Annotated in this window: 21 protein-coding genes and 1 riboswitch; of the genes, 13 read left to right on the top strand and 8 right to left on the bottom strand. The window is 74.2% G+C overall.

The annotated features are described in order from the left end of the window. Window positions 1–309: 309 nt before the first annotated feature. From DS079_RS13220 to moeB, 10 genes are all read left to right on the top strand, one after another. Window positions 310–1,380, top strand: coding sequence for a hypothetical protein (locus tag DS079_RS13220; protein ID WP_126988335.1), 1,071 nt, complete (start codon window positions 310–312; stop codon window positions 1,378–1,380). A 166-nt stretch (window positions 1,381–1,546) separates the two neighbouring features. Further along, the gene (locus DS079_RS13215; RefSeq protein WP_126988334.1) at window positions 1,547–2,041 is read left to right on the top strand and encodes an RNA polymerase sigma factor; all 495 of its coding nucleotides are present in this window, start codon (window positions 1,547–1,549) and stop codon (window positions 2,039–2,041) included. Next, entirely contained in the window at window positions 2,038–2,667 is a 630-nt protein-coding gene (locus tag DS079_RS13210) for a methylated-DNA--[protein]-cysteine S-methyltransferase (protein WP_126988333.1), read from the top strand. The genes DS079_RS13215 and DS079_RS13210 overlap by 4 nt, the downstream gene beginning before the upstream one ends. A 158-nt stretch (window positions 2,668–2,825) precedes the next feature. Beyond that, the gene (locus DS079_RS13200) at window positions 2,826–3,470 is read left to right on the top strand and encodes a DNA-3-methyladenine glycosylase I (RefSeq protein ID WP_373877741.1); all 645 of its coding nucleotides are present in this window, start codon (window positions 2,826–2,828) and stop codon (window positions 3,468–3,470) included. Next, window positions 3,442–4,071 carry an acyl-CoA dehydrogenase family protein gene (locus DS079_RS13195; protein WP_241237663.1) on the top strand — a complete coding sequence of 210 codons (630 nt, stop codon included), beginning with the start codon at window positions 3,442–3,444 and terminating at the stop codon, window positions 4,069–4,071. Before DS079_RS13200 ends, DS079_RS13195 begins: the two co-directional genes overlap by 29 nt. Window positions 4,072–4,125: 54 nt before the next feature. Continuing rightward, window positions 4,126–4,938, top strand: coding sequence for a hypothetical protein (locus tag DS079_RS13190; protein WP_126988332.1), 813 nt, complete (start codon window positions 4,126–4,128; stop codon window positions 4,936–4,938). 49 nt (window positions 4,939–4,987) lie between these two features. Continuing rightward, window positions 4,988–5,094, top strand: a riboswitch (TPP riboswitch). Continuing rightward, complete coding sequence (gene thiO / locus DS079_RS13185) at window positions 5,089–6,240, top strand: glycine oxidase ThiO (RefSeq protein ID WP_126988331.1); 1,152 nt, start codon at window positions 5,089–5,091, stop codon at window positions 6,238–6,240. Its footprint overlaps the riboswitch before it by 6 nt. Continuing rightward, a complete protein-coding gene (gene thiS, locus DS079_RS13180; protein WP_126988330.1) occupies window positions 6,237–6,485 on the top strand; it encodes a sulfur carrier protein ThiS in 249 nt (82 codons plus the stop codon). Before thiO ends, thiS begins: the two co-directional genes overlap by 4 nt. Window positions 6,486–6,643: 158 nt before the next feature. Beyond that, window positions 6,644–7,414, top strand: coding sequence for a thiazole synthase (locus DS079_RS13175; protein ID WP_126988427.1), 771 nt, complete (start codon window positions 6,644–6,646; stop codon window positions 7,412–7,414). Beyond that, window positions 7,408–8,553 (top strand): molybdopterin-synthase adenylyltransferase MoeB, encoded by a 1,146-nt coding sequence (gene moeB, locus DS079_RS13170; RefSeq protein WP_126988329.1) that lies wholly within the window; start codon window positions 7,408–7,410, stop codon window positions 8,551–8,553. The genes DS079_RS13175 and moeB overlap by 7 nt, the downstream gene beginning before the upstream one ends. A 64-nt stretch (window positions 8,554–8,617) precedes the next feature. Here the strand turns inward: moeB and DS079_RS13165 are convergent, their stop codons facing one another. After that, on the bottom strand, window positions 8,618–9,640 hold the full coding sequence (locus tag DS079_RS13165) for an NAD-dependent protein deacetylase (RefSeq protein WP_126988328.1): 1,023 nt from the start codon (window positions 9,638–9,640) through the stop codon (window positions 8,618–8,620). 52 nt (window positions 9,641–9,692) lie between these two features. Continuing rightward, window positions 9,693–10,313: a DedA family protein gene (locus DS079_RS13160; protein ID WP_126988327.1), complete on the bottom strand. Its 621-nt coding sequence runs from the start codon at window positions 10,311–10,313 to the stop codon at window positions 9,693–9,695. Window positions 10,314–10,745: 432 nt separating this feature from the next. Here DS079_RS13160 and DS079_RS13155 point away from each other — a divergent pair, with 432 nt between their 5' ends. Next, window positions 10,746–11,600, top strand: coding sequence for a DUF1206 domain-containing protein (locus DS079_RS13155; RefSeq protein ID WP_126988326.1), 855 nt, complete (start codon window positions 10,746–10,748; stop codon window positions 11,598–11,600). 169 nt (window positions 11,601–11,769) lie between these two features. Here the strand turns inward: DS079_RS13155 and DS079_RS17485 are convergent, their stop codons facing one another. Together DS079_RS17485 and DS079_RS17480 are read right to left on the bottom strand one after the other, a co-directional pair. Beyond that, entirely contained in the window at window positions 11,770–12,492 is a 723-nt protein-coding gene (locus tag DS079_RS17485; protein WP_241237662.1) for a hypothetical protein, read from the bottom strand. A gap of 60 nt (window positions 12,493–12,552) precedes the next feature. Beyond that, window positions 12,553–13,080 (bottom strand): ABC transporter substrate-binding protein, encoded by a 528-nt coding sequence (locus DS079_RS17480; RefSeq protein WP_241237661.1) that lies wholly within the window; start codon window positions 13,078–13,080, stop codon window positions 12,553–12,555. Between the two features lie 162 nt (window positions 13,081–13,242). On the opposite strand from DS079_RS17480, the gene DS079_RS13145 reads away from it, so the two are divergent. Together DS079_RS13145 and DS079_RS17155 are read left to right on the top strand one after the other, a co-directional pair. Next, window positions 13,243–13,941, top strand: coding sequence for a hypothetical protein (locus DS079_RS13145; protein WP_126988325.1), 699 nt, complete (start codon window positions 13,243–13,245; stop codon window positions 13,939–13,941). A 164-nt stretch (window positions 13,942–14,105) separates the two neighbouring features. After that, on the top strand, window positions 14,106–14,264 hold the full coding sequence (locus DS079_RS17155) for a hypothetical protein (RefSeq protein WP_164736256.1): 159 nt from the start codon (window positions 14,106–14,108) through the stop codon (window positions 14,262–14,264). A gap of 10 nt (window positions 14,265–14,274) precedes the next feature. On the opposite strand, the gene DS079_RS13140 is transcribed toward DS079_RS17155, so the two are convergent. From DS079_RS13140 to DS079_RS13125, 4 genes are all read right to left on the bottom strand, one after another. Continuing rightward, on the bottom strand, window positions 14,275–15,576 hold the full coding sequence (locus tag DS079_RS13140) for a D-arabinono-1,4-lactone oxidase (RefSeq protein ID WP_126988324.1): 1,302 nt from the start codon (window positions 15,574–15,576) through the stop codon (window positions 14,275–14,277). Between the two features lie 300 nt (window positions 15,577–15,876). Then, on the bottom strand, window positions 15,877–17,385 hold the full coding sequence (gene araA / locus DS079_RS13135; RefSeq protein WP_126988323.1) for an L-arabinose isomerase: 1,509 nt from the start codon (window positions 17,383–17,385) through the stop codon (window positions 15,877–15,879). Between the two features lie 101 nt (window positions 17,386–17,486). After that, the gene (locus DS079_RS13130) at window positions 17,487–18,206 is read right to left on the bottom strand and encodes an L-ribulose-5-phosphate 4-epimerase (RefSeq protein ID WP_126988322.1); all 720 of its coding nucleotides are present in this window, start codon (window positions 18,204–18,206) and stop codon (window positions 17,487–17,489) included. A gap of 191 nt (window positions 18,207–18,397) precedes the next feature. Then, window positions 18,398–20,101 carry a xylulokinase gene (locus tag DS079_RS13125; RefSeq protein ID WP_126988321.1) on the bottom strand — a complete coding sequence of 568 codons (1,704 nt, stop codon included), beginning with the start codon at window positions 20,099–20,101 and terminating at the stop codon, window positions 18,398–18,400. Window positions 20,102–20,129 lie beyond the last annotated feature (28 nt).

The following is a 20,129-nucleotide window of genomic DNA, read 5'->3' as shown; positions in this document are numbered from 1 at the left end:
TGTCGGCCCCGACCGCGCAGGCGTCATCCCGCCCTGCGTCCGACGGGACGCGCGGGCGTCATGCCGCGCGTTCGCATGCCCCGGCGCGCGAGCGTTCCCCCGACCTTCTGCACCCGGGACGACTCATGGACGCCGCGACATGAGTCGCCACCGGCACAGAACCTGGCCGGCCGGGGTCCGGGGCGGCGGTGGCTGGTGCGGCCCCGCACCGAGGGCCGGAGCCGAGGTTCTGCACCGCTGAGGACCCGTGCCGGCGACGAGATGAGTCCTCAGCGGCGCAGAACCTGCGGCCCCCGATAGCCTCGGGGGATGAGCGCGACCCCGGCGTCCCCCGCCCCTGACGCGTCGGCCGAGGCGCCGACACGGATCCCCGACCTCCCCGCCGGGATCGGCGGCACCGATCCGACCGCACCGCTGCAGTACACCGGCGAAGACGTCGCCGCCGCCCGTGACCTGCTCGAACGGGTGCGGAGAGGAGAGGCGACGGGACCGGATGGCATGCCTCGCCCGTCCGGCCCGCCCGCCGCCGTCCAGCCCGACCCGTCGGTCTCACAGGACGACGGCGCCCGGCCCGACCCGCCCGCTGCACAGGACGACGCCGTCCAGCCCGACCCGTCGGCCGCCCCGGAGCCCGCGCCGGTGGTGACCCTGAGCGATGAGCAGATCGCCGCGCTCGACGGCTACGAGCGCCGCCAGTTCGTGGCGCTGCCCTGGCTCGACGCGCATCCCGAGCAGCGCCGGATCGCCGCGGCCGTCGCCCTGCGCGGCATGATCGCCGGCGGCCAGGTCCTCACCCGCACCGCCCGGTACGAGGAGGGGCCGCGCTGGCGGGCCGTCCCCGAGATCTCCGGCTGCCTCGTGCTGCGCCGCACCGCGGAGTCGTTCACCACCGCCGAGCGGACCGTCCGCACCGAGGCCGGGCCGCAGGTCCATCGCCTGCACTGCTACAGCCACCCCGGCGGGGTGCTCGAGGAGGAGACGACGGCCGACGGCCTCCACCGCTTCACCGTCCTCCGCGCCGAGGAGGCGACCGTGCGCCTGGCCGCCTTCCTCGACCCCGCGGGCCTCGCCGATCCCGCCGCCGATGCCGAGTCCGACACCGGCGGCGGGAGCGTCCACGTGCGCGGCTCGGAGCTGCCCGCCCACCCGCTCGCCGCGCAGCTCGCCGCGACCCGGGCGCTGACCGTCCTGACTCGCGTGCGCACGGCCGACGGGACCGTCCAGCAGCTCAGCGCCTACGCGACCGCCGACGGGATGCTCACCATGGAGGCCCTCGACCCCGGAGCCCAGGACCCCCGCCTCGAGTTCCGCCGCGTCGGCCCCGCGTCACTGCGCGCGCTCGCGACGGTGCTGGTCAGCGGCCAGGGCGCACCGCAGTGACCTCGCCGGCGGGGGAGCCTGCGCGGCCGCGGGTCGGCGGTCCGGCGCGGTCGTCGACGCGGGAGTCGACGCCGGCTTCGAGCCCGCCGTCCGCCCCGCCCTCTGCGGCGCCCTCGGATCGGGACCTCACATCGCCCGCCCTTCGCGCGTCTGCGGGGTGATGACCATGAAGATCCCCTACGAGACCGCGGTCCAGCGGCACGGCCCCACCGTGCTGCGGGTGTGCTGCGCCGTCCTCGGCCCGGGACCCGACGCCGAGGACGCCTGGGCGGAGACGTTCCTGGCGGCGCTGACGTCCTGGCCCGATCTCGCGGAGGACACCAACATCGAGGCCTGGCTGGTGCGCGTCGCCCACCGCAAGGCCATCGACGTCACCCGCCGCCGCGCCCGGCACGCCGTGCCCACGGACGACCTGCCCGAGGAGACCTCCCACCGCGGGAACCCCGGCCGGGACGACGGGGTGTGGACCGCCGTCGCGGCCCTGCCCGAGAGGCAGCGGCTCGCCGTCGCCTATCACTACCTCGGCGGACTCCCGCACGCCGAGACCGCCGCCCTGATCGGCGGGAGCGCCGAGGCCGTCCGCCGCGCCTCGGCCGACGGCATCCGAGCCCTGCGACGGACCTTCGCCGCAGACGACGACACGGAAGGAGCCGCGCGATGACCGACACCCCGAGCCTCCCCGAGCACCTCACGACCAGCGAGCGGGAGGCGCTCTTCCCGCTCCCCGACCCGGCCCTGGCAGGACTCCGCGCCCGCCTCGTGCAGCAGGCCGACGACGCCGGCCTCGTCGAGGTCGCCTATCGCACGCTCGACACCCCCGTCGGCCCCCTCCTGCTCGCCGCGACCGCGCAGGGCCTGGTCCGCGTCGCCTTCGAGCGCGAGGGCTTCGACGCCGTGCTCGCCGCCCTCGCGACGAGGGTCAGCCCCCGCGTGCTGGAGGCTCCGCGCCGGCTCGACGAGGCGGCCGCCGAGCTGGACGAGTACTTCACCGGCGCCCGCTGCCGCTTCGACCTGCCATTGGACCGCGCCCTGTCCACCGGCTTCCGCGAGAAGGTCCAGCGCGTCCTGCCGCAGATCGACTACGGCTCCACCCGCTCCTACAAGGAGATCGCCGAGCTCGTGGGCAGCCCGCGGGCGGTCCGCGCCGTCGGCACCGCCTGCGCCACCAACCCGTTGCCGATCGTCGTGCCCTGCCATCGCGTGCTGCGCACCGACGGCGCGCTCGGCGGCTACATCGGCGGCCTCGACGCGAAGACCGCCCTGCTGACCCTGGAGAGGACCGCATGACCAGCCCCGACCCCCGCACCGGCCGCGACACCGGCGCCCGCCCCGACGCGGACCCCCGCCCCGACGCGGACCCCCGCCCCGACGCGGACCCCCGCCCCGACGCGGACCCCCGCCCCGACGCGGACCCCCGCCCCGACGACGGCCCCCGCCCCGACGTCGTGATCGGCGAGGATGGCCTGGCCCGCCCCGCCTGGGCGGCGAGCGACCCGATGATGCGCGAGTACTACGACACCGAATGGGGCATGCCCGTCCGCGACGAGCAGGGCATGTTCGAGCGGATCAGCCTCGAGGCCTTCCAGTCCGGGCTGTCCTGGGCGACGATCCTGCGCAAGCGGCCCGCCTTTCGCACCGCCTTCGACGGCTTCGACCCCGAGGTCGTCGCCCGCTACGGCGAGGCGGAGGTCGAGCGGCTCATGGCCGACGCCGGCATCGTGCGCAACCGCGCGAAGATCCTCGCGACCATCACCAACGCGAAGGCGACCCTGGCGCTGCGGGAGAAGGGCGGGCTCGTCGACCTCGTGTGGTCCTTCCAGCCGGGGACGACTCCCGCGCCGAGGACCGTCGCCGAGATCCCCACCCGCTCGCCGGAGTCGACGGCGCTGTCGAAGGCACTGCGCAAGGAGGGCTTCGCCTTCGTGGGTCCGACGACGATGTTCGCGCTGATGGAGGCCGTCGGTATCCTCGACACCCACCTGCTGGGCTCGCACCGCCGCGGCACCTCCGGCGTCTGGGAGGCCCGAGGGCCCGGGCGGAGCCGACGGGACGGCCGCCCCGATGCGGACGAGGGGCGCCGACAGGGCTGACCTGCGCGCGGATCAGCTCGCTGCCGAGCAGGTGCGGGTGCGGCCCCAGGGCGGGGACGGGCAGCCCACCACCCAGACCGCCTTCCTGCAGCTGGTGCTGCTCTCCTCCCTGGTGGGCGTGGGGCGGGCCGCAGTGCGCGACGCGGTGGGCTTCGTCCGCTCCCGCACCCGCGTCTACTCCCAGGGCTCCGGCGCCACTGCCGCGCAGGATCCGCTGGTCCAGCAGGTGATCGGCCGGATCTCGGCCCGGGTCGCCGCCGCGGAGGACGCGGTGCTCGCCGCCGCCCGCGCCCTGGAGACGGCCCGCTCCGCCACCGGGGAGGAACGGGAGGCGCTGATCGACGCGGCGGAGCTGCGCACCATCCAGGCCCAGCTCACCGCCGTGCCGGACGTGCTCTCGGTGACCACCAAGCTGTTCGAGGTGGGCGGCGCCTCGGCCACCTCCACCTCCCGGGCGCTGGACCGCCACTGGCGCAACGCCCGCACCCTCGCCTCCCACAACCCCGTCATCTACCAGGAGCGCGCCATCGGCGATCGGCTGCTGAACGGGACGGGGCTGCTGTACTTCTGGTCCACCGGGGAGACTACGACGAGCAGCTGAGCGGTGCCGCCGATAGGGTCGAGACCATGACCCCGCCTTCTGACGACCGCGGCCATGCTGATCAGGGAAGATGTCGAGGCCGCCGCTGCGGTGCTGCGCGGAGCCGGTGACGGCGAGCCCGGGCTGCTGCTCACCCTCACCGACGAGCAGATCGCGGGGCTCGACGGCACCGGCCGCGCGCAGTTCGTGGCGGAGCCGTGGCTCGCCGAACACGCTCCGGCCGAGCGGAGCGAGCAGCGGGAGCTCGTCGCCCGGGCGGGGGTGCGCGCCCTCCTCGCGGCGGAGCGCATCTATGAGGTGATCGACCCCGCGACCGGGCGGCCGCGCCTGCAGGCCGAGCCCGCGATCGCCGGCTGCCTGCTGCTGCGCCGCACCGCCCCGACCTTCACCACCGCCGAGCGCACCGTGCAGAGCGACCACGGACCCGAGGTGCATCGCCTCCACCACTACGTCCACCCCGACGGGGTGCTCGAGGAGGAGGTCACCCCCTCCGGCCTGCACCGCTTCACGCCGCTGCGCGAGGAGCAGGCCGCCGCCCGGCTCGCCGTGGTCCTGGACCGTGAGGGGGCGGCCGGCAGGGGAGGAGGCGCGGGCGCGCCGGAGGACCAGGTGCTGGTGCGGGAATCCGAGCTCGCCGGCGGGCACCCCCTCGCCGCGCGACTCGCCGCCGCCCGGGCGCTCGTGGTGCTCACCAAGGTGCGCGCCGACGACGGGGCGGTGCGGCAGGTCAGCGTCGCGGCGGGCGGGGACGAGGTGCTGCTCATGGAGGCCCAGGACCCCACCGCCCCGGATCCGCCGCTCCAGGCGCGCCCGCTGGATGCCGACAAGGTGCGCGCTCTCGCGGTCGAGGTTCTCACCGGCATCTGAGCCCGGCCCCCGACCCCCGCCCACCACGGGCAGCGGACGGCATAGACTCGAGACCTTCCGTGGGAGCCCGGCGTGACGGGCTGAGAGGGCGCTCGGCGCCGACCACCAGCACTGGATGCGGATCATGCCGTCGTCAGGAGGAGAGCGCTCATGCAGCATGTCGCCGTCGTCGGAGCGGGCATCGTCGGCCTGCTCACCGCGCACGAGCTGCGACGCCGCGGGCACCGCGTGGAGCTGCGCTCGCCGGGGATCGCCGAGGGCGCCAGCTATGCCGCCGCCGGGATGCTCGCTCCCGCCGCCGAGATCCAGCACGGGCAGGGCCCGCTGTGGGACATCATGCGCGAGGCCGGGGAGCTGCACCGCGAGTTCGCCGCCCACCTCTCCGGGGCCGGCTACCGCGACACCTCCGCCCTGGTGGTGGGCCGGGACGCCGCCGACCTCGCGGACCTTCGCGGTCTTGTGGACGTCCAGCGCACCACCGGTGCCCGGGTGCGGGAGCTGACGGGCTCCGCCCTGCACCGCGAGGAGCAGGCGCTGCGGCGAGGGCTCGCCGGCGGCGTGCTCCTGGACCGCGATCACCAGGTCGATCCGCGTCGGCTGGCGGCCGTGGTGCTCGAGGCGCTCACCGCGACGGACCTGCCCGGCCCGCCCGTCCGGATCCGTCGCGAGGCGGTCGCCGACTGCGCGGGGATCGAGGCCGACGCCGTCGTCCTCGCTGCCGGGTTGGGGGTGTCCGGGATCGACGGCCCTCATCGCGAGCTGGACCTGGCCCTGCGCCCGGTGCGCGGCGACATCCTGCGCCTGCGGGTCCCCGCCTCGCTGCTGCTGCCGGGTGAGGAGAACCTCGTGCACCGCACCGTGCGGGCCCTCGTGCGCGGACGGCCCGTCTACCTCGTACCGCGCGAGGACCGCACCCTCGTGCTCGGTGCCAGCAGCCGGGAGGACGATCTCGAGGGGAGCTCCGCGGGCGCCGTGCTGCAGCTGCTCCAGGACGCCGCGGAGATCCTGCCGGCCGTGCGGGAGACCGAGTTGATCGAGGTCACCACCCGCGATCGCCCCGGCACGCCCGACGACCTCCCGCTGCTCGGTCCGGTCCCCGGCGCCGAGCACGTGATCGTCTCCACCGGCTACCACCGCCACGGGATCCTGCTCGCCGCCTGGGCCGCGAAACGCACCGCCGATCTCGTCGAGGGGATCCCGCCGACCCCCCGCGCCGCCGCGCAGCTGCACGCCGTGCGCCCCGACCGCTTCACGCCCGTCGCCGCCCACCGTTCCGCCCCCCATCTCGAGGAGACACGATGACCAGCACCCTTGCCCTCACCGTCAACGCCGAGGAGCGCACGCTCCCCGCCGACTGGACCGTGCGCGACCTGGTCGCCGACCAGATCGGCCGGGAGGTCGGCGAGGACGGCCGCGCGGCCGACGGCGGCTCCCTCGGCGTGGCGGTCGCCGTCGACGACGCCGTCGTGCCCCGCAGCCGCTGGGCCGCCACCGCGCTCGTCGAGGGTGCACGCTGCGAGATCGTCACCGCCGTCCAGGGAGGCTGAGCGTGACCACCACGGACCCGACCATCGCGGACCCGAGCGCCACGGACCAGACCATCACAGACCCGGCCGCCTCTGACCAGTCCACCGCCGGGTGCGCCTCCGTCCCGGTGCACGACCCTCTCGTCGTCGCCGGGCGCGAGATCGGCTCCCGGCTGATCATGGGCACCGGCGGCGCCCGGGACCTCGCCGCCCTCGAGGCGGCGCTGACCGCCTCCGGCACCGCGCTGACCACCGTCGCCATGCGGCGCTACTCGACCCGGACCCGGAGCTCGGTGTTCGAGCTGGTGCGCCGCCTGGGCATCGAGGTGCTGCCGAACACCGCCGGCTGCTACAGCGTGCGGGACGCGGTGCTGACCGCCGAGCTGGCCCGGGAGGCGCTCGAGACCGACTGGGTCAAGCTCGAGGTCATCGCCGACGAGGAGACGCTGCTGCCCGACGGGGTGGAGCTGCTCGAGGCCACCGAGGAGCTGGTGCGCCGCGGCTTCACCGTGCTCCCGTACACGAGCGACGACCCCGCCCTCGCCCGCCGCCTCGAGGACGCGGGCGCCGCGGCGGTGATGCCGTTGGGCAGCCCGATCGGCACCGGCCTGGGGATCCTGAACCCCCACAACATCGAGCTGATCTGCGAGCGCGCGCAGGTGCCGGTGGTGCTCGACGCCGGGATCGGCACCGCCTCGGACGCTGCTCTCGCCATGGAGCTGGGCTGTTCCGCCGTGCTCGTGGCCAGCGCCGTCACCCGCGCGCGAGATCCCGAGGCGATGGCCCGGGCGATGGACCTGGCGGTGCGCGCCGGGCGCGCCGCCGCCGGGGCGGGGCGCATACCGCGGCGCCGGCTCGCGCTGGCCTCCTCCGCCCACGACGGGCTGATCGACCCTGTGGGGGCCGGGGAGGATCCCGGGCGCGGCGGACGGGAGGCCGAGTCGTGGTGACCCTCCCCGCGCTGGTCGACCCCGGCCCGGAGTTGACCGGCGACCAGATCGACCGCTACCGCCGCCAGATCACCCTCGCCGCGATCGGCACCCTCGGCCAGCGCCGACTGCGCGCCGCCCGCGTGCTCGTGGTCGGCGCCGGAGGCCTGGGCACCCCCGCCCTGCAGTACCTCGCGGGCGCCGGCATCGGCACCCTCGGCATCGTCGACGACGACGCGGTGGACCTCTCCAACCTCCACCGCCAGGTCATCCACGGCACCGACGGCCTCGGCACGCCCAAGGTGGACTCCGCCGCTGCCGCGGTGCGCCGGATCAACCCTGAGGTCGCCGTCGAGACGCACCGCACCCGCCTGGACGCCGCGAACGTCGTCGAGCTGGTGCGCGGCCACGACCTGGTGCTGGACGGCTCCGACAACTTCGCCACCCGGTACCTGGTCGCCGACGCCAGCGAGATCACCGGCGTGCCCGTGGTCTGGGGCGCGATCCTGCGCCACCACGGCCAGGTCAGCGTGTTCTGGCCCGGGCGCGGCCCGCACTACCGCGACGTCTTCCCCGAGCCCCCGGCACCGAGGGAGGCGCCCTCCTGCGCGGAGGCCGGGGTGATCGGCACCCTGCCGGGCCTGATCGGCACGGTCATGGCCTCCCAGGTGGTGCAGCTGGTCACCGGGACCGGTGACCCGCTGGTGGGCACGCTCATGCTGTGGGACGAGGCGACCAGCACCACCCGGACCCTCCGGATCGCGCGCGATCCCGAACGGGCCCCGGCCACCCGCGTCGAGGTGCCCGCCGCCGCGGACCCGACCTGCCTCACCGGCGGACCGACGCCGGAGGAGACCCTCGACGTCCCGGCGCTGCGCCGGCTCCTGGGCGGCGGGCTCACGCTGGTGGACGTGCGCGAGCCGTGGGAGACCGCGGCCGGCACGATCGAGGGTGCGCACGCGATCCCGCTGGGGGAGGTGCTGGACCGCGGTGCGGAGGCGCTGCCCGGCGGTGCGGGCGGCGGCGAGGTGGTGCTGTTCTGCCAGAGCGGGGTGCGCTCGGCGCGGGCCCTGGAGCACCTGCGACCGGCCTGGAGCGGGCGCGAGGGGCACCTGCGCCACCTCGAGGGGGGCTATGCGGACTGGGCGGCGGAGGGCTGACTGCGGGAAGGGCGCTGTCGGGGACGGGGAGCGCCGGGAGCAGCCGTCTCAGTCGGTGCTCGTCTCAGCCGGCGCCCCTCCCAGCAGCGCCCGCCGACCACCGGTCCAGCACGTCCTCGAGTCGGCCGTGCACCCGCACCGTCGCGTCGGGATCGGCGCGGGTCGGGCCGTCGTTGAGGATCACCACCGGCTTGCCCTGCTTCCGAGCGGCGCGCACGAAGCGCAGCCCCGACTGCACCGTCAGCGAGGAGCCCAGCACCAGCAGGGCGCGCGCCTGCTCGAGCGCGGCGAAGGCGGAGGCGACCACCTCCCGCCGGGCGGACTCGCCGAAGAAGACCACGTCGGGCTTGAGGATCCCGCCGCACAGCGGGCACGGCGGGTAGCGGAAGGAGCTGGTGCGGTCGACCTCGGCGTCCCCGTCGGGCGCCTGGGCGGCATCGGCCGCGAGCTCGGGCAGACGGGCGGAGAGCTCGGGGTTCATCGCGAGCATCCGGGCGTGCAGGGCGGCGCGCGAGGAGAGCGCGTCGCACTGCTGGCAGCGCACCCGGTCCAGGCGTCCGTGCAGGTCGATCACGGGGTCCGAGCCGGCGGCGGCATGCAGGCCGTCCACGTTCTGGGTGATCACGGCGGTGACGGGGAAGGCGGCGGGGTCCAGGGCCGCGAGCAGTCGGTGGGAACGGCCGGGCCGGGCGCTGCGGAACTGCTCCCAGCCGACGGTGGAGCGCGCCCAGTAGCGGCGCCTTGCGAGGTCGTGCCCCATGAACTCCTGGTAGGTCATGGGGGAGCGGGGCACCGCATCGCGGCCCCGGTAGTCCGGCAGACCCGAGCCCGTGGACATCCCCGCCCCGCTCAGCACCGCGACCGGCCGGTCCCGCAGCAGCGCGAGCGCCTCGTCGATCTCGTGGTCGTGGCTGCGCAGGCCGTAGCGCGCCCCCTCCATCGGCCCCCAGGCGGGCAGACGCGGCCCGCCGCGGGTCGGACCCGGGCCGTCCAGCGGGCGGGAGGTCGCGGTCGCGAACCAGCGGCCGACGTCCGCCGCGGGACCGGCGAGGCCGGAGCGGGGCGAGGTGTCCTCGGCGCGACTCATTCCTCGAGCGTAGAGCGCGAGTCCGTCGCCGTGGCGCCATCGGCGCCGGAGGTCACTCCGCGTCGGCACGGTCCCGCCGCGAGCGGATCCGCTGGGTCGCCAGTCCCACCAGGGCGAGGATCCCGATCCCCGCCACGATCGAGGAGTAGATCCGCACGAAGTCCTCGAGCGCCTCGCCGCCGGCCTGTCCGAAGGCGTAGCCCGCGACCACGAACACCGCGTTCCAGATCGCGGAGCCGAGCCCTGTGGCCAGGGCGAACAGCCACACGGGCATCTTCTCGATCCCTGCCGGGATCGAGATGAAGGTGCGCACCATCGGCACGAAGCGCGCGAGTGCCACGGCGGGGAAGCCCCAGCGCTCGAAGAACCGCATCGCCATGGTCACGTCCTTCTCCTCAAGCAGCGGGAGGCGCCGCACGAGCGCCGTGGTGCGCCGCAGCCCGAGCGCGCGCCCCACCGCGTACACGCCGAGCCCGCCGAGGACGGAGCCGAGCGTGGTCCAGAAGATCGGCACCAGCACGTGCTGGCCGTTCGCCGCGGCGGTGACGCCGGCGAAGGGGAGCAGCACCTCGCCGGGGATCGGAGGGAACAGTGCCTCGGAGGCGATCACGAGCGCGGTGCCGGGACCGCCCAGGAACTCCATCAGGGCGATCGCCCATGCCGTGACGTCCACAGGGGCCTCCCGTCCTGGCGCATCGGCTGGCGCGTGCACCGTAGCGGGGGACGGTGGAGGGCAGGTGAACGGCACGTGGCGACAGACGAGGCGCACGCCCACCAGCCGACTTGCAGATGCATGCTGCAACTTTGCATCGACCTGTTGACGAGGATGGAATGAAGCGCTTTCCTAGCGGTGATCCACCCCACTTCAGCGTGATCGACCACCCCTGATCATGGTGAGTGGCTGCCCATGAAGGTGATGAAACCTTTCATGACTCGGGGTCGCTGCGGCTGATCGTCGCCCCGTCGAGGGCCGCGCGGCGCTCAAGACGGTGCGCTCCGCAGGCCCGTCCGCCCGGGAGGGGCGGAGGACGGTCCCGTCGGGGCGCGGGCAGACTGTCCGGGCGGACAGCGAGCGGACCGGGCCGAGCGGACGTACAGTTCCGCCATGAACCCCCTGGAGGACGCCGGGCGCGCCGCCCGCGACGGCGCCGAGTCGGCCGAGCGCACCGCCGAGACCGTGACCGAGCATCCCGTCTTCGAGGGCATCGCCCGCGGCGGCTTCGTGATGAGCGGCCTGGTGCACGTGCTCATCGGCTGGTTCGCGCTGCGCGTCGCCCTCGGCGGCTCAGGGCAGGACGCCGACCAGTCCGGGGCGCTGCGCACCGTCGCCGCCGCTCCCGGCGGGAACGTGCTGCTGTGGATCGGTGGCCTGGCGATGCTCGCCCTGACCGTCTGGCATCTCGCCGAGGCGTACTTCGGTGCGAGATGGGCCGACGACGGCCGCCGGCGCCTCACCCATGTCGTGAAGACGCTCGGCAAGGCCGGGGTGTACGGCGCGCTCGGGGTGACCGCGCTGCGCTTCGCCGCCGGCGGCGGCAGCGACTCCGGCCAGCAGACCTCCGAGCTCACCGCGGGTCTGCTCGGCAGCGCGGCAGGTCGCGGGGCGGTGATCCTGATCGGTCTCGTCGTCCTCGCGATCGGGGGATACCACGTGGTCAAGGGAGCGGGCCGGGGCTTCGAGGACGATCTCCGCCCGCCCGGCGACCAGCGGATCAGCATGGTCGTGATCGTCACCGGCGTGATCGGCTACATCGCCAAGGGCGTCGCGCTGATCGTCGTCGGGATCCTGTTCGGCTGGGCCGCGATCGGCTCGGACCCCGAGAAGGCGACCGGCCTGGACGGCGCGTTCCAGACCGTGGCCTCGCTGCCCGCGGGGGCGGTGCTGCTGGTCGTCGTCGGCATCGGGGTGATGCTCTACGGCGTCTACGCCGTGCTGCGCTCGCGCTACGCGCCGCTGTGAGCCAGGGCGGCTCTCCGCAGGGGCGAGCCCCGAGGGCCTCGGGCCCGGAGGGAGGGCCGGCTCTCGGGGGTTGCGCGCGGGCCCGACGCGCGGGCCGACCGACGGGGCGGCGCGGCCGACGGGCGGCCCCGGGGAGCGCTCGCCCGTCGACCCGCCCGTCGGCCGATGCTCACTCCGCCGGCTGCATGCCCTCCAGCACCGTGAGGAGCTCCTGCGCCGTCGCCTGCGCGTCCTTCGACCCGAAGTAGAACTCCTGGCTGATCCGGGTGAACTCCTCGCCGAAGCCGACGGCGTCCGCAGGGGTGACCCGCGGCGCGGGGGAGACCTCCGCTTGCAGGTCGCGGGCGAAGTCCAGGCAGATTCGCTCGATCTCGTCGAGCTCGTCCTCGATCGCGCTCTGCACCTCGGGGAAGGCCGTCACGCCCCGCTCCAGCCGCAGCGCCTTCGCGGCCTCCGGATCGGTGAGCAGGAAGTCCATCAGGATCCCGGCGCTCTCGGGGGCGGCGGAGGTCGCCGCGATCGACCAGTACATCGACGCCTTGTTCACCATCTGGTGGTCGCCGCTGGTCCGGGCCGGCAGCCGCAGCAGCGTCATCGCCGCCCCGGAGGCGCTCGCGAAGGTCTGCACCTGGGTGTGGAATTGGAGGTGAAAGACGGACTTCCCGGTGCCGAACAGGCCCTGCTCGACCCCGGCGCCCACGTCCTCGATCTGCGCGTCGACACCGGGCGTGGCGCCCTCGTCGATCAGCGACTTCGCGTACTCGAGGAAGGAGGTGATGGTCTCTGCGTCCACCGCGGTCTCGTCCTCCCGGGGGAAGAGCTGCTGCCCGGACTGGCGGGCCCAGGCGCCGAGCTCGGCCGCGCCCTGGCCGAAGACGTCCAGCCCGGTCACGCCCTGGTCGGCGCCCCACTCGCTGATCGCCGCGGCGGTCTCGCGCAGCTCCTCCCAGGTTCAGGTGGTGTCGTCGGGCAGCTCCTGGCCGGAGGCCTCGAGCAGGTCGAGGTTCACACCGACGGAGAAGATTCCGATGCCGAGCGGCGCACCGACCAGGGTGCCGTCGGCGAGACGGCCGGTGTCCAGCACCTTCGCGTCCATGGCCGAGAGGTCCAGCGCCTCGCCGAGGCTCTCGAGGTCCAGCAAGGACCCGCGCGACCCGTACGAGTCGATGTACGCCTCGTCCATCTGCAGCAGGTCCGGCATGTCGCCGCCCGCAGTCTGGGGGGCGAGCTTGTCCCAGTAGCCGGTCCACTCGCTGTACTCGGGCTCGACCGTGATCTCCGCGTTCTGCGCGCCGAACAGCTCCAGCGCCTCCTCGGTCATGGTCTGGCGCAGATCGCCGCCCCACCAGTAGATGCGCACCGTGCCCGAGTCCTCGCCCTCGCCGCCTCCGCCGGAGGAGGCGTTCGGGCCGCAGGAGGCGAGGACGGGGATCGCGCCGGCGGCGGCGAGGAGGGCGAGGGTCTGGCGTCGGGTGAACATGGGGCCTCCGAGGATGAGCGTCGTTGCCGGGTCGTGAGGGTGAAACGTGCCAACCAGGGTGGGAAAACGCTAACCCATAGGCGGGGGAGAGGCCAGAGGGCGTCCGTGTCGCGAGGCGGGCGAACCCGGTGGCGTGACGCGGGTGCGCCCTAGGATGCGGCCATGAGCGACGCGATCCGTCGAGACCTCTGCCCGCTTCCCGACCTGCTGGCCCATGCCAGGTTCGACCTGATGGTCGACGCGGCGCTGTTCGGCCCGTCCGCGCGCTCGAAGGTGGAGCGCCACGGGATGCTGTGGCAGGACGGCGGCGGCAGCTGGCTGCAGGTGGTCCTGCTGGCCGGCGACCGCGCCGTCGTGCTCGGCGTGGACCGCGACTACTCCCGCACCGTCACCGCGGACGCCGTCGACCTCCTGACGGGCCTGCCGGACTGGGTGGCGGACGCGGCCCGCACCCGGGACGACGGCCAGGGCGAGGACTGGCTGGGCTTCGTGCTCTGGTGGGAGGACGGCGCCTGGTGGAGCATCGAGCACCCCGTGGACGACGGCGCTTCGCAGATCCCGCTGCTGCAGCCCTTCACCGAGGCGGTCCAGAGCGAGGCGGTCGAGGAGGCCGTGAACGTCGCCGCCCTGGACCATCTGCGCGAGGACGATCCTCGTGAGGAGCAGCTGGTCGACCCCGAGGCGGTGCGTCGCCTGGTCGCCGCGGGCAGCGCGGTCGACGAGCGCCTGCTGCTCGACGCGCTGATCTTCGAGGAGCTCCATCTCGCCCACGCCGTCGCCGTCGCCCGTGCGGCCGGGATGATCTACCCGGCCCGCACCGCGCTCGAGGCGCGGGGGATGGCCGACGGGACGGAGCGTTGATCAGGTCGGGTCGGACCGGGCTCGGAGCGGCCGGGCCCGTGCGATCCGAGAGGATCTCCTCGAACAAGAGCCTGTCCGGGAGAGGGTGACGCATGGCAGCCGGGCCTGAATCGCGGAGCAGTCCCGCCTATGTCTCTTCGTCGGCGATTCTGCTGGGAGTCGTGATGGCCGTGCTGGGCATCTGGCTGCTCATCGGCGATGTGGAGCTCGGGGCCCTGGTGATCGCGCGAAGCGTCGTCTTCGGCGTCGTCGCTCTCGCAGCGGGAGCCCTGGCCCTCCTCGGAGGGGGCCTGGCCCTTCTCCGGTCCCGCAGGATCCGCTGACCTCTGCCGCTCACGCCCCGAGCAGCCGGTCCACGTACTCGTTGCGGAACACGCGCTCGGGATCGAGCCGGTCCCGCAGCGCCCGGAAGCGCTCCAGATCCGGGTACTGCGCCTGCACCACCTCCGGGTCCAGCGTGAACACCTTCCCCCAGTGCGGCCGAGGCGCGAAAGGGGCGAGGCGCTCCTCGACCTCGGGCAGCAGCGCCGCGACCTCGGCGGGCCGCTGCTTCCAGGTGAAGTGCACGCAGGCGCTGTCCCGGTGCTGGGCAGGGGAGAGCCACAGCTCGTCGGCCGCGACGGTCCGCACCTCGGAGGCGTGCAGTAGCGGACGGATCCGCTCCCCGAGCGGCATCACCGCCGCGAGCGCCTCGCCGATCCGCTCGCGCGGCACGAAGTACTCCGACTGGATCTCCTCGCCGCTGGACGGGGTGAACTCGAGCCGGAAGTGCGGCAGACGCTCGTGGGCCGGACCCGGCTCCCCGGTCTGGTCGGTGCAGAAGTCGGCGGGCATCCCCGGCAGCGGGTGCACGGGACCAGGCGCCCGTCGGCCGCCGAGCCAGTGCTCGGGAAGCGCGGTGTCCTCGTCAGTGTCCTCACTCAGGCGCTGCTTCACCCAGGCCTGGGCGATGTGGCCGTCCCAGCGGTGGAACAGGCTCACGCTCGCGCCCGCCCCGAGCATCGCCGCGAGGCTGCCCTCGTCCATCCGCTCGGCGGGGAAGTCGAGGTGGACCGTCTGCCGCATCGGCGCGGCCGGCACCAGGTCGAGGGTCAGGTGCGTGACGATCCCGAGCGTGCCGAGGGAGAGCACGACGCCGTCGAACACCTCCGGATCGGCCTCGCGCGAGAGCGTCAGTAGATCCCCGCCCGCCGTGACCAGCTCGATCTCCCGCACCGAGGAGGTCAGCGAGCGCGAGCGGTTCCCGGAGCCATGGGTGCCGGTCGCGCTCGCCCCGCCCACCGAGATGTGCGGCAGCGAGCCCATGTTCGGCAGTGCCAGCCCGGTCGCATGGGCGGCGACGGCGAGCTCGCCGTAGCGCACCCCGGCGCCGACGCGGACGGTGCTCGCCTCGGTGTCGATCTCGATCTCCGGCGGCATCGCCGTGAGCGTCACCAGCGGACCGTCCGACGCGGCGACCTCGGAGAAGGAGTGTCGGGTGCCGAGCGCCCGCAGCCTCGTGCTGCCGGCGACGAGCTCCTGCAGCGCGGCGACCGAGGTCGGCGCGTGCAGCGGCCCGGGTCCGTAGTCCACGGTGCCCGACCAGCTGAGCCCGGGGGCGTGGAGGACGGGGTCGGGGGTGCTCGAGGTGGGCATCATCGCTCCGAGGGTCGAGGGTCGAGGGTCGAGGGTCGAGGGTCGGGGCCGGGGGACGTGGTCACGGGGTGCCGGACGGGGCACGGGCCAGGGCTGTGCGCGGCGCGGCCGGCGCGCGCGTCGGGCCGGGTATCGCAGGAAATGTACCGCCAGGACCCATGTGGGGGCCCGCATGAGTCCTGGCGGCAGCAAAAGCTGTCGACCACCGGCGGACGGGGTTCGTCACCCGGGCCCGCGCGGCCGACGGAACGGGTCGCCCGTCCCGTCGGCCGCCCCACCCCGTCCCGTCGGCCGGGCCGCTCAGAACCCCTGGGCGAGGCGGTGGAAGACCTGGTTGGTGCGCAGCTCCTGGGCGAAGGAGCGAACGGTCGTGGACTCGTCGATGATCGCGAGCTCGATGTCCGCGATCGTGGCGAGGTCCTCCCACACCTCCAGGCCCACCGCCGTGGTCATCACGGTGTGGTGGGCGGCGCCGGCGGTCAGCCAGCACTCGGCGGAGGTGGCGAAGTCCGGCTGCGGCTCCCACACGGCGCAGGCGACCGGCAGCTTCGGCAGCTCCTCGTCGGGCTCGACCACCTCGACGACGTTCGCGACCAGGCGGAACCGCTCGCGCATGTCGGACAGCGCCACGACCACCGCGGGGCCCGCGTCGGCCGTGAACTTCAGGCGCACCGGGTCCTCGCGGTCCCCGATCCCCAGCGGGTGGATCTCGAGCGAGGGCCTGCCGGTGGTGAGGGTGGGGGAGACCTCGAGCATGTGCGCGCCGAGGATCTTCTCGCTGCCCGGCGTCATCTCGTAGGTGTAGTCCTCCATCAGGGAGGCGCCGCCGGGCAGTCCGTAGCCCATCACCGCGGCGACCCGCACCAGGATCGCGGTCTTCCAGTCACCCTCGGCGCCGAAGCCGTAGCCGTCGGCCATCAGGCGCTGGACGGCCAGGCCCGGCAGCTGGCGCAGCCCGCCGAGGTCCTCGAAGTTCGTGGTGAACGCGCCGAAGCCGCCGTCCTCGAGGAAGCGGCGCAGGCCCAGCTCCTGCCGGGCGCCGTAGCGCAGCGACTCGTGGCGCTCGCCGCCGCGGCGCAGCTCGGGCACCACGTCGTAGAGCTCCTCGTACTCGGCGACGAGCTCGTCGACATCTCGGTCGTCCACCGCATCTACCACTGCGACGAGGTCGTTGACGCCCCAGGTGTTCACGGAGACGCCGAGCCGCAGCTCGGCCTCGGTCTTGTCGCCCTCGGTGACGGCGACGCCGCGCATGTTGTCGCCGAAGCGGGCGAGCTTCAGGGAGTGCATCTCGGCCCAGCCGGTCGCGGCCCGGGCCCAGCGGCCGATCTTGCCCTGCACCACCTCGTCCGAGGCATGGCCGACCACGGTCTTGCGGTCCACGCCGAGCCGCGTGGCGATGTACCCGAACTCGCGGTCGCCGTGCGCGGCCTGGTTGAGGTTCATGAAGTCCATGTCGATCGTGGACCAGGGCAGCTCCACGTTCGCCTGCGTGTGCAGGTGCAGCAGCGGGGTGGCCAGCGCATCGAGGCCCTGGATCCACATCTTCGCCGGGGAGAAGGTGTGCATCCAGGTGATGACGCCGGCGCAGGCCGGGTCCGCGTTCGCGGCCAGCGCCACCTCGCGGATCGCGTCGCGGTCGGTGAGCACGGGCTTCCACACGATCCGCACCGGGATGTCGGAGGCGGCGTCGAGGGTCTCGGCGATGGTGCGGGACTGGGCGGCGACCTGGTCGAGGGTCTCGGGCCCGTACAGCCCCTGGCTGCCGGTGAGGAACCAGATCTCGCGGGTCTCGAAGGGGTTGTGCATGGCGTGTCCTCGTCTCTGAGTGGGATCGGTGCGGCAGGTCGTCGGCGGGGCGGTGGGAGCAGGTGGCGCAGGCGTCGGGGCGTGCGCCGGGTGGGCCGGCGTCAGCGCTGGCCGTAGACGTTCTGGTAGCGGTCGAAGAGGGAGTCGACGAGGGACTGCTCGATGGGCAGCGGGTCGCCGAGCTGGCGGGAGACGTGCACGGTGCGTGCCACCTCCTCGCACATCACGGCGGCCTTCACCGCGGCGCGGGCGTCCTTGCCGAGGGTGAAGGGGCCGTGGTTCTGCATGAGCACGGCGGGGGAGCGGGAGCCGCGCAGCGTCTCGACGATGCCGCGGCCGATCGAGTCGTCGCCGATCACGGCGAAGGGGCCCACGGGGATCGGGCCGCCGAACTCGTCGGCCATCATCGTCAGCACGCAGGGGATCTCCTCCCCGCGCGCCGCCCACGCGGTCGCGTATGTGGAGTGGGTGTGCACCACCCCACCCACGTGGTCCATGTGCTCGTAGACGTAGGCGTGGGCGGCCGTGTCCGAGGAGGGGGAGAGCGCATCGGGGGTGCCGTCGACGATCTTCGCGCCGTCGAGGGTGCACACCACCATCGTCTCGGGGGTCAGCCCGTCGTAGGAGACGCCGGAGGGCTTGATGACGAACAGGCCGGGGATGTCCTCCGGCAGGTCCGGGACGCGCTCGGAGACGTTCCCGGCGGTCCACACCACCAGCTGGTTGCGGGGCAGCTCGGCGTGCAGGGCGGCGACGCGCTCGCGCGTCGCGGCGACGGCGCGCTGGGCGGCGTCGGGCAGGTCGGTCAGGACCAGGGTCATGGGACTTCCTTCCGGTGCGGGGTCTGCAGTGCTGTCAACGTTCACAGATGGAGCCGAGGGCGATTCCGCCCAGTCGGCGGGCGAGGTCGGAGGCGTCCCGACGGGCCGATCTGCTGGGATGGTGAGGCGGTCGTGACGGTCGCGCGAGCGGTCGGCCGACGGGCTGCTCCTGCGCCGCGTCGGTCGTCGGATCAGTGGAGCAGGTCCCCGGCCCGGCGGGCGAGCGGAAGCCCGTCGCGGTAGGCGCCCAGCCAGGTCGTGTGGCCCTCGCGGCCGGCGGTGTCGGGGGAGCGGGTGGTGATGTCCTGGCCGGCGAAGACGATCTCGTCGAGATAGGCGCTGAGGGACTGCGCGCCACCCACGGCGGTGGCACCCGATCCGTCAGCCACTCCGCTGGCGGCTCCGTCGGCCGCGGCGGTGCGGGCGGTGTGCGCGGCGAGCAGCGCCATGCCCCAGGCGCCGCCCTCGCCGGCCGACTCGCCGAGCGCGACCGGCACGCCGAGCGCGTCGGCGAGCACCTGCTGGGCGACGCCCCGGGTGCGGAAGATGCCGCCGTGGGCGTACATGACGTCCAGTCGGACGCCCTCGTCCTTCAGCAGCGCGTCCATTCCCACGGCGAGGGCTCCGAAGGCGCCGTAGAGCTGGGCGCGCATGAAGTTCTCGAGCGTGAAGCGGGCGGACTGCTCGCGCACCAGCAGCGGGCGGCCGGAGGCGACGCCGGTCTGGTGCTCACCGGAGATGTAGTTGTAGGTCAGCACGCCGCCGGCGTCGGCGTCCCCGTCGGCCCCTGCGGAGAACAGTGCCCCGTAGAGGTCCTCGGCGGACTGCGGTGCGCCGATGAGCTCCGCGAACTGCGAGAACAGGCCCAGCCAGGCGTCGAGGTCGGTGGTGCAGTTGTTCGTGTGGATCATCGCGACCGGGTGGCCCGACGGCGTGGTGACCAGGTCGATCTCCTCGCGCGGCCCGGACAGCGGCCCCTCGAGGACGACCATCGCGAAGGCGCTGGTGCCGGCCGAGACGTTGCCGGTGCGGGGCTCGACGGCCTGGGTGGCGACCATGCCGGTGCCGGCGTCGCCCTCGGGCGGGGCGGTGATCGCCCCGGGCTGCAGCATCCCCGTCGGGTCCAGCAGGGCCGCGCCCTCGGCGGTCAGGTGCCCGGCGTCCTGCCCGGCGACGAGCACCTCGGGCAGCAGGTCCGGCAGCGACCAGGGCATCGCCGCGATCGGCTCGAGCGCGGAGGTGCGCTCGAGCAGCTCGGCGTCGAAGGCGTCGCCCGAGGAGCCGATCGGGAACATGCCGCTGGCGTCGCCGACGCCGAGCACCTTCCTCCCGGTGAGCCTCCAGTGCACGTAGCCGGCGAGGGTGGTGAGGAAGTCGAGGCGCTCCACGTGCTCCTCGCCCTGCTGCACGGCGTGCAGGAGGTGGGAGATGCTCCAGCGCAGCGGGATGTTCTGCGCGAGCGTCTCGCTGAGCAGGGCCGCGGCCTCCGTGGTGAAGGTGTTGCGCCAGGTGCGGAACTCGGCGAGCTGCTCGCCGTCGGCGTCGAGGGCGAGATAGCCGTGCATCATCGCGGAGATGCCCAGGCCGCCGAGGGCCGTGAGCTCCGTGCCGTGCTGCGCGCGCACATCGCGGGCAAGGTCGGCGTAGCAGTCGCGGATCCCTGCCCACACCGCGTCCAGCGAGTAGGTCCAGATCTCGCCCACCAGCTCGTTCTCCCAGGCGTGGGAACCTGTGGCGAGCACCGCGCCCGTGCCGTCGACCAGGGCGGCCTTGATGCGGGTGGAGCCCAGCTCGATCCCTAGGTGGGCGCCGCCGGCGGCGATCAGGGCCGCGGCGTCGTCCCCTCCGGGCGCGGGGGAGGGGGACTGGGCGGGGGACACGTCGGCGTGCGTCATGGAGTCACTGAACCAGGTGACCACCCGC

This window comes from Brachybacterium paraconglomeratum, assembly GCF_003994255.1.
Classification (GTDB): domain Bacteria; phylum Actinomycetota; class Actinomycetes; order Actinomycetales; family Dermabacteraceae; genus Brachybacterium; species Brachybacterium conglomeratum.
This window is presented reverse-complemented; position numbering and strand designations above follow the sequence as displayed.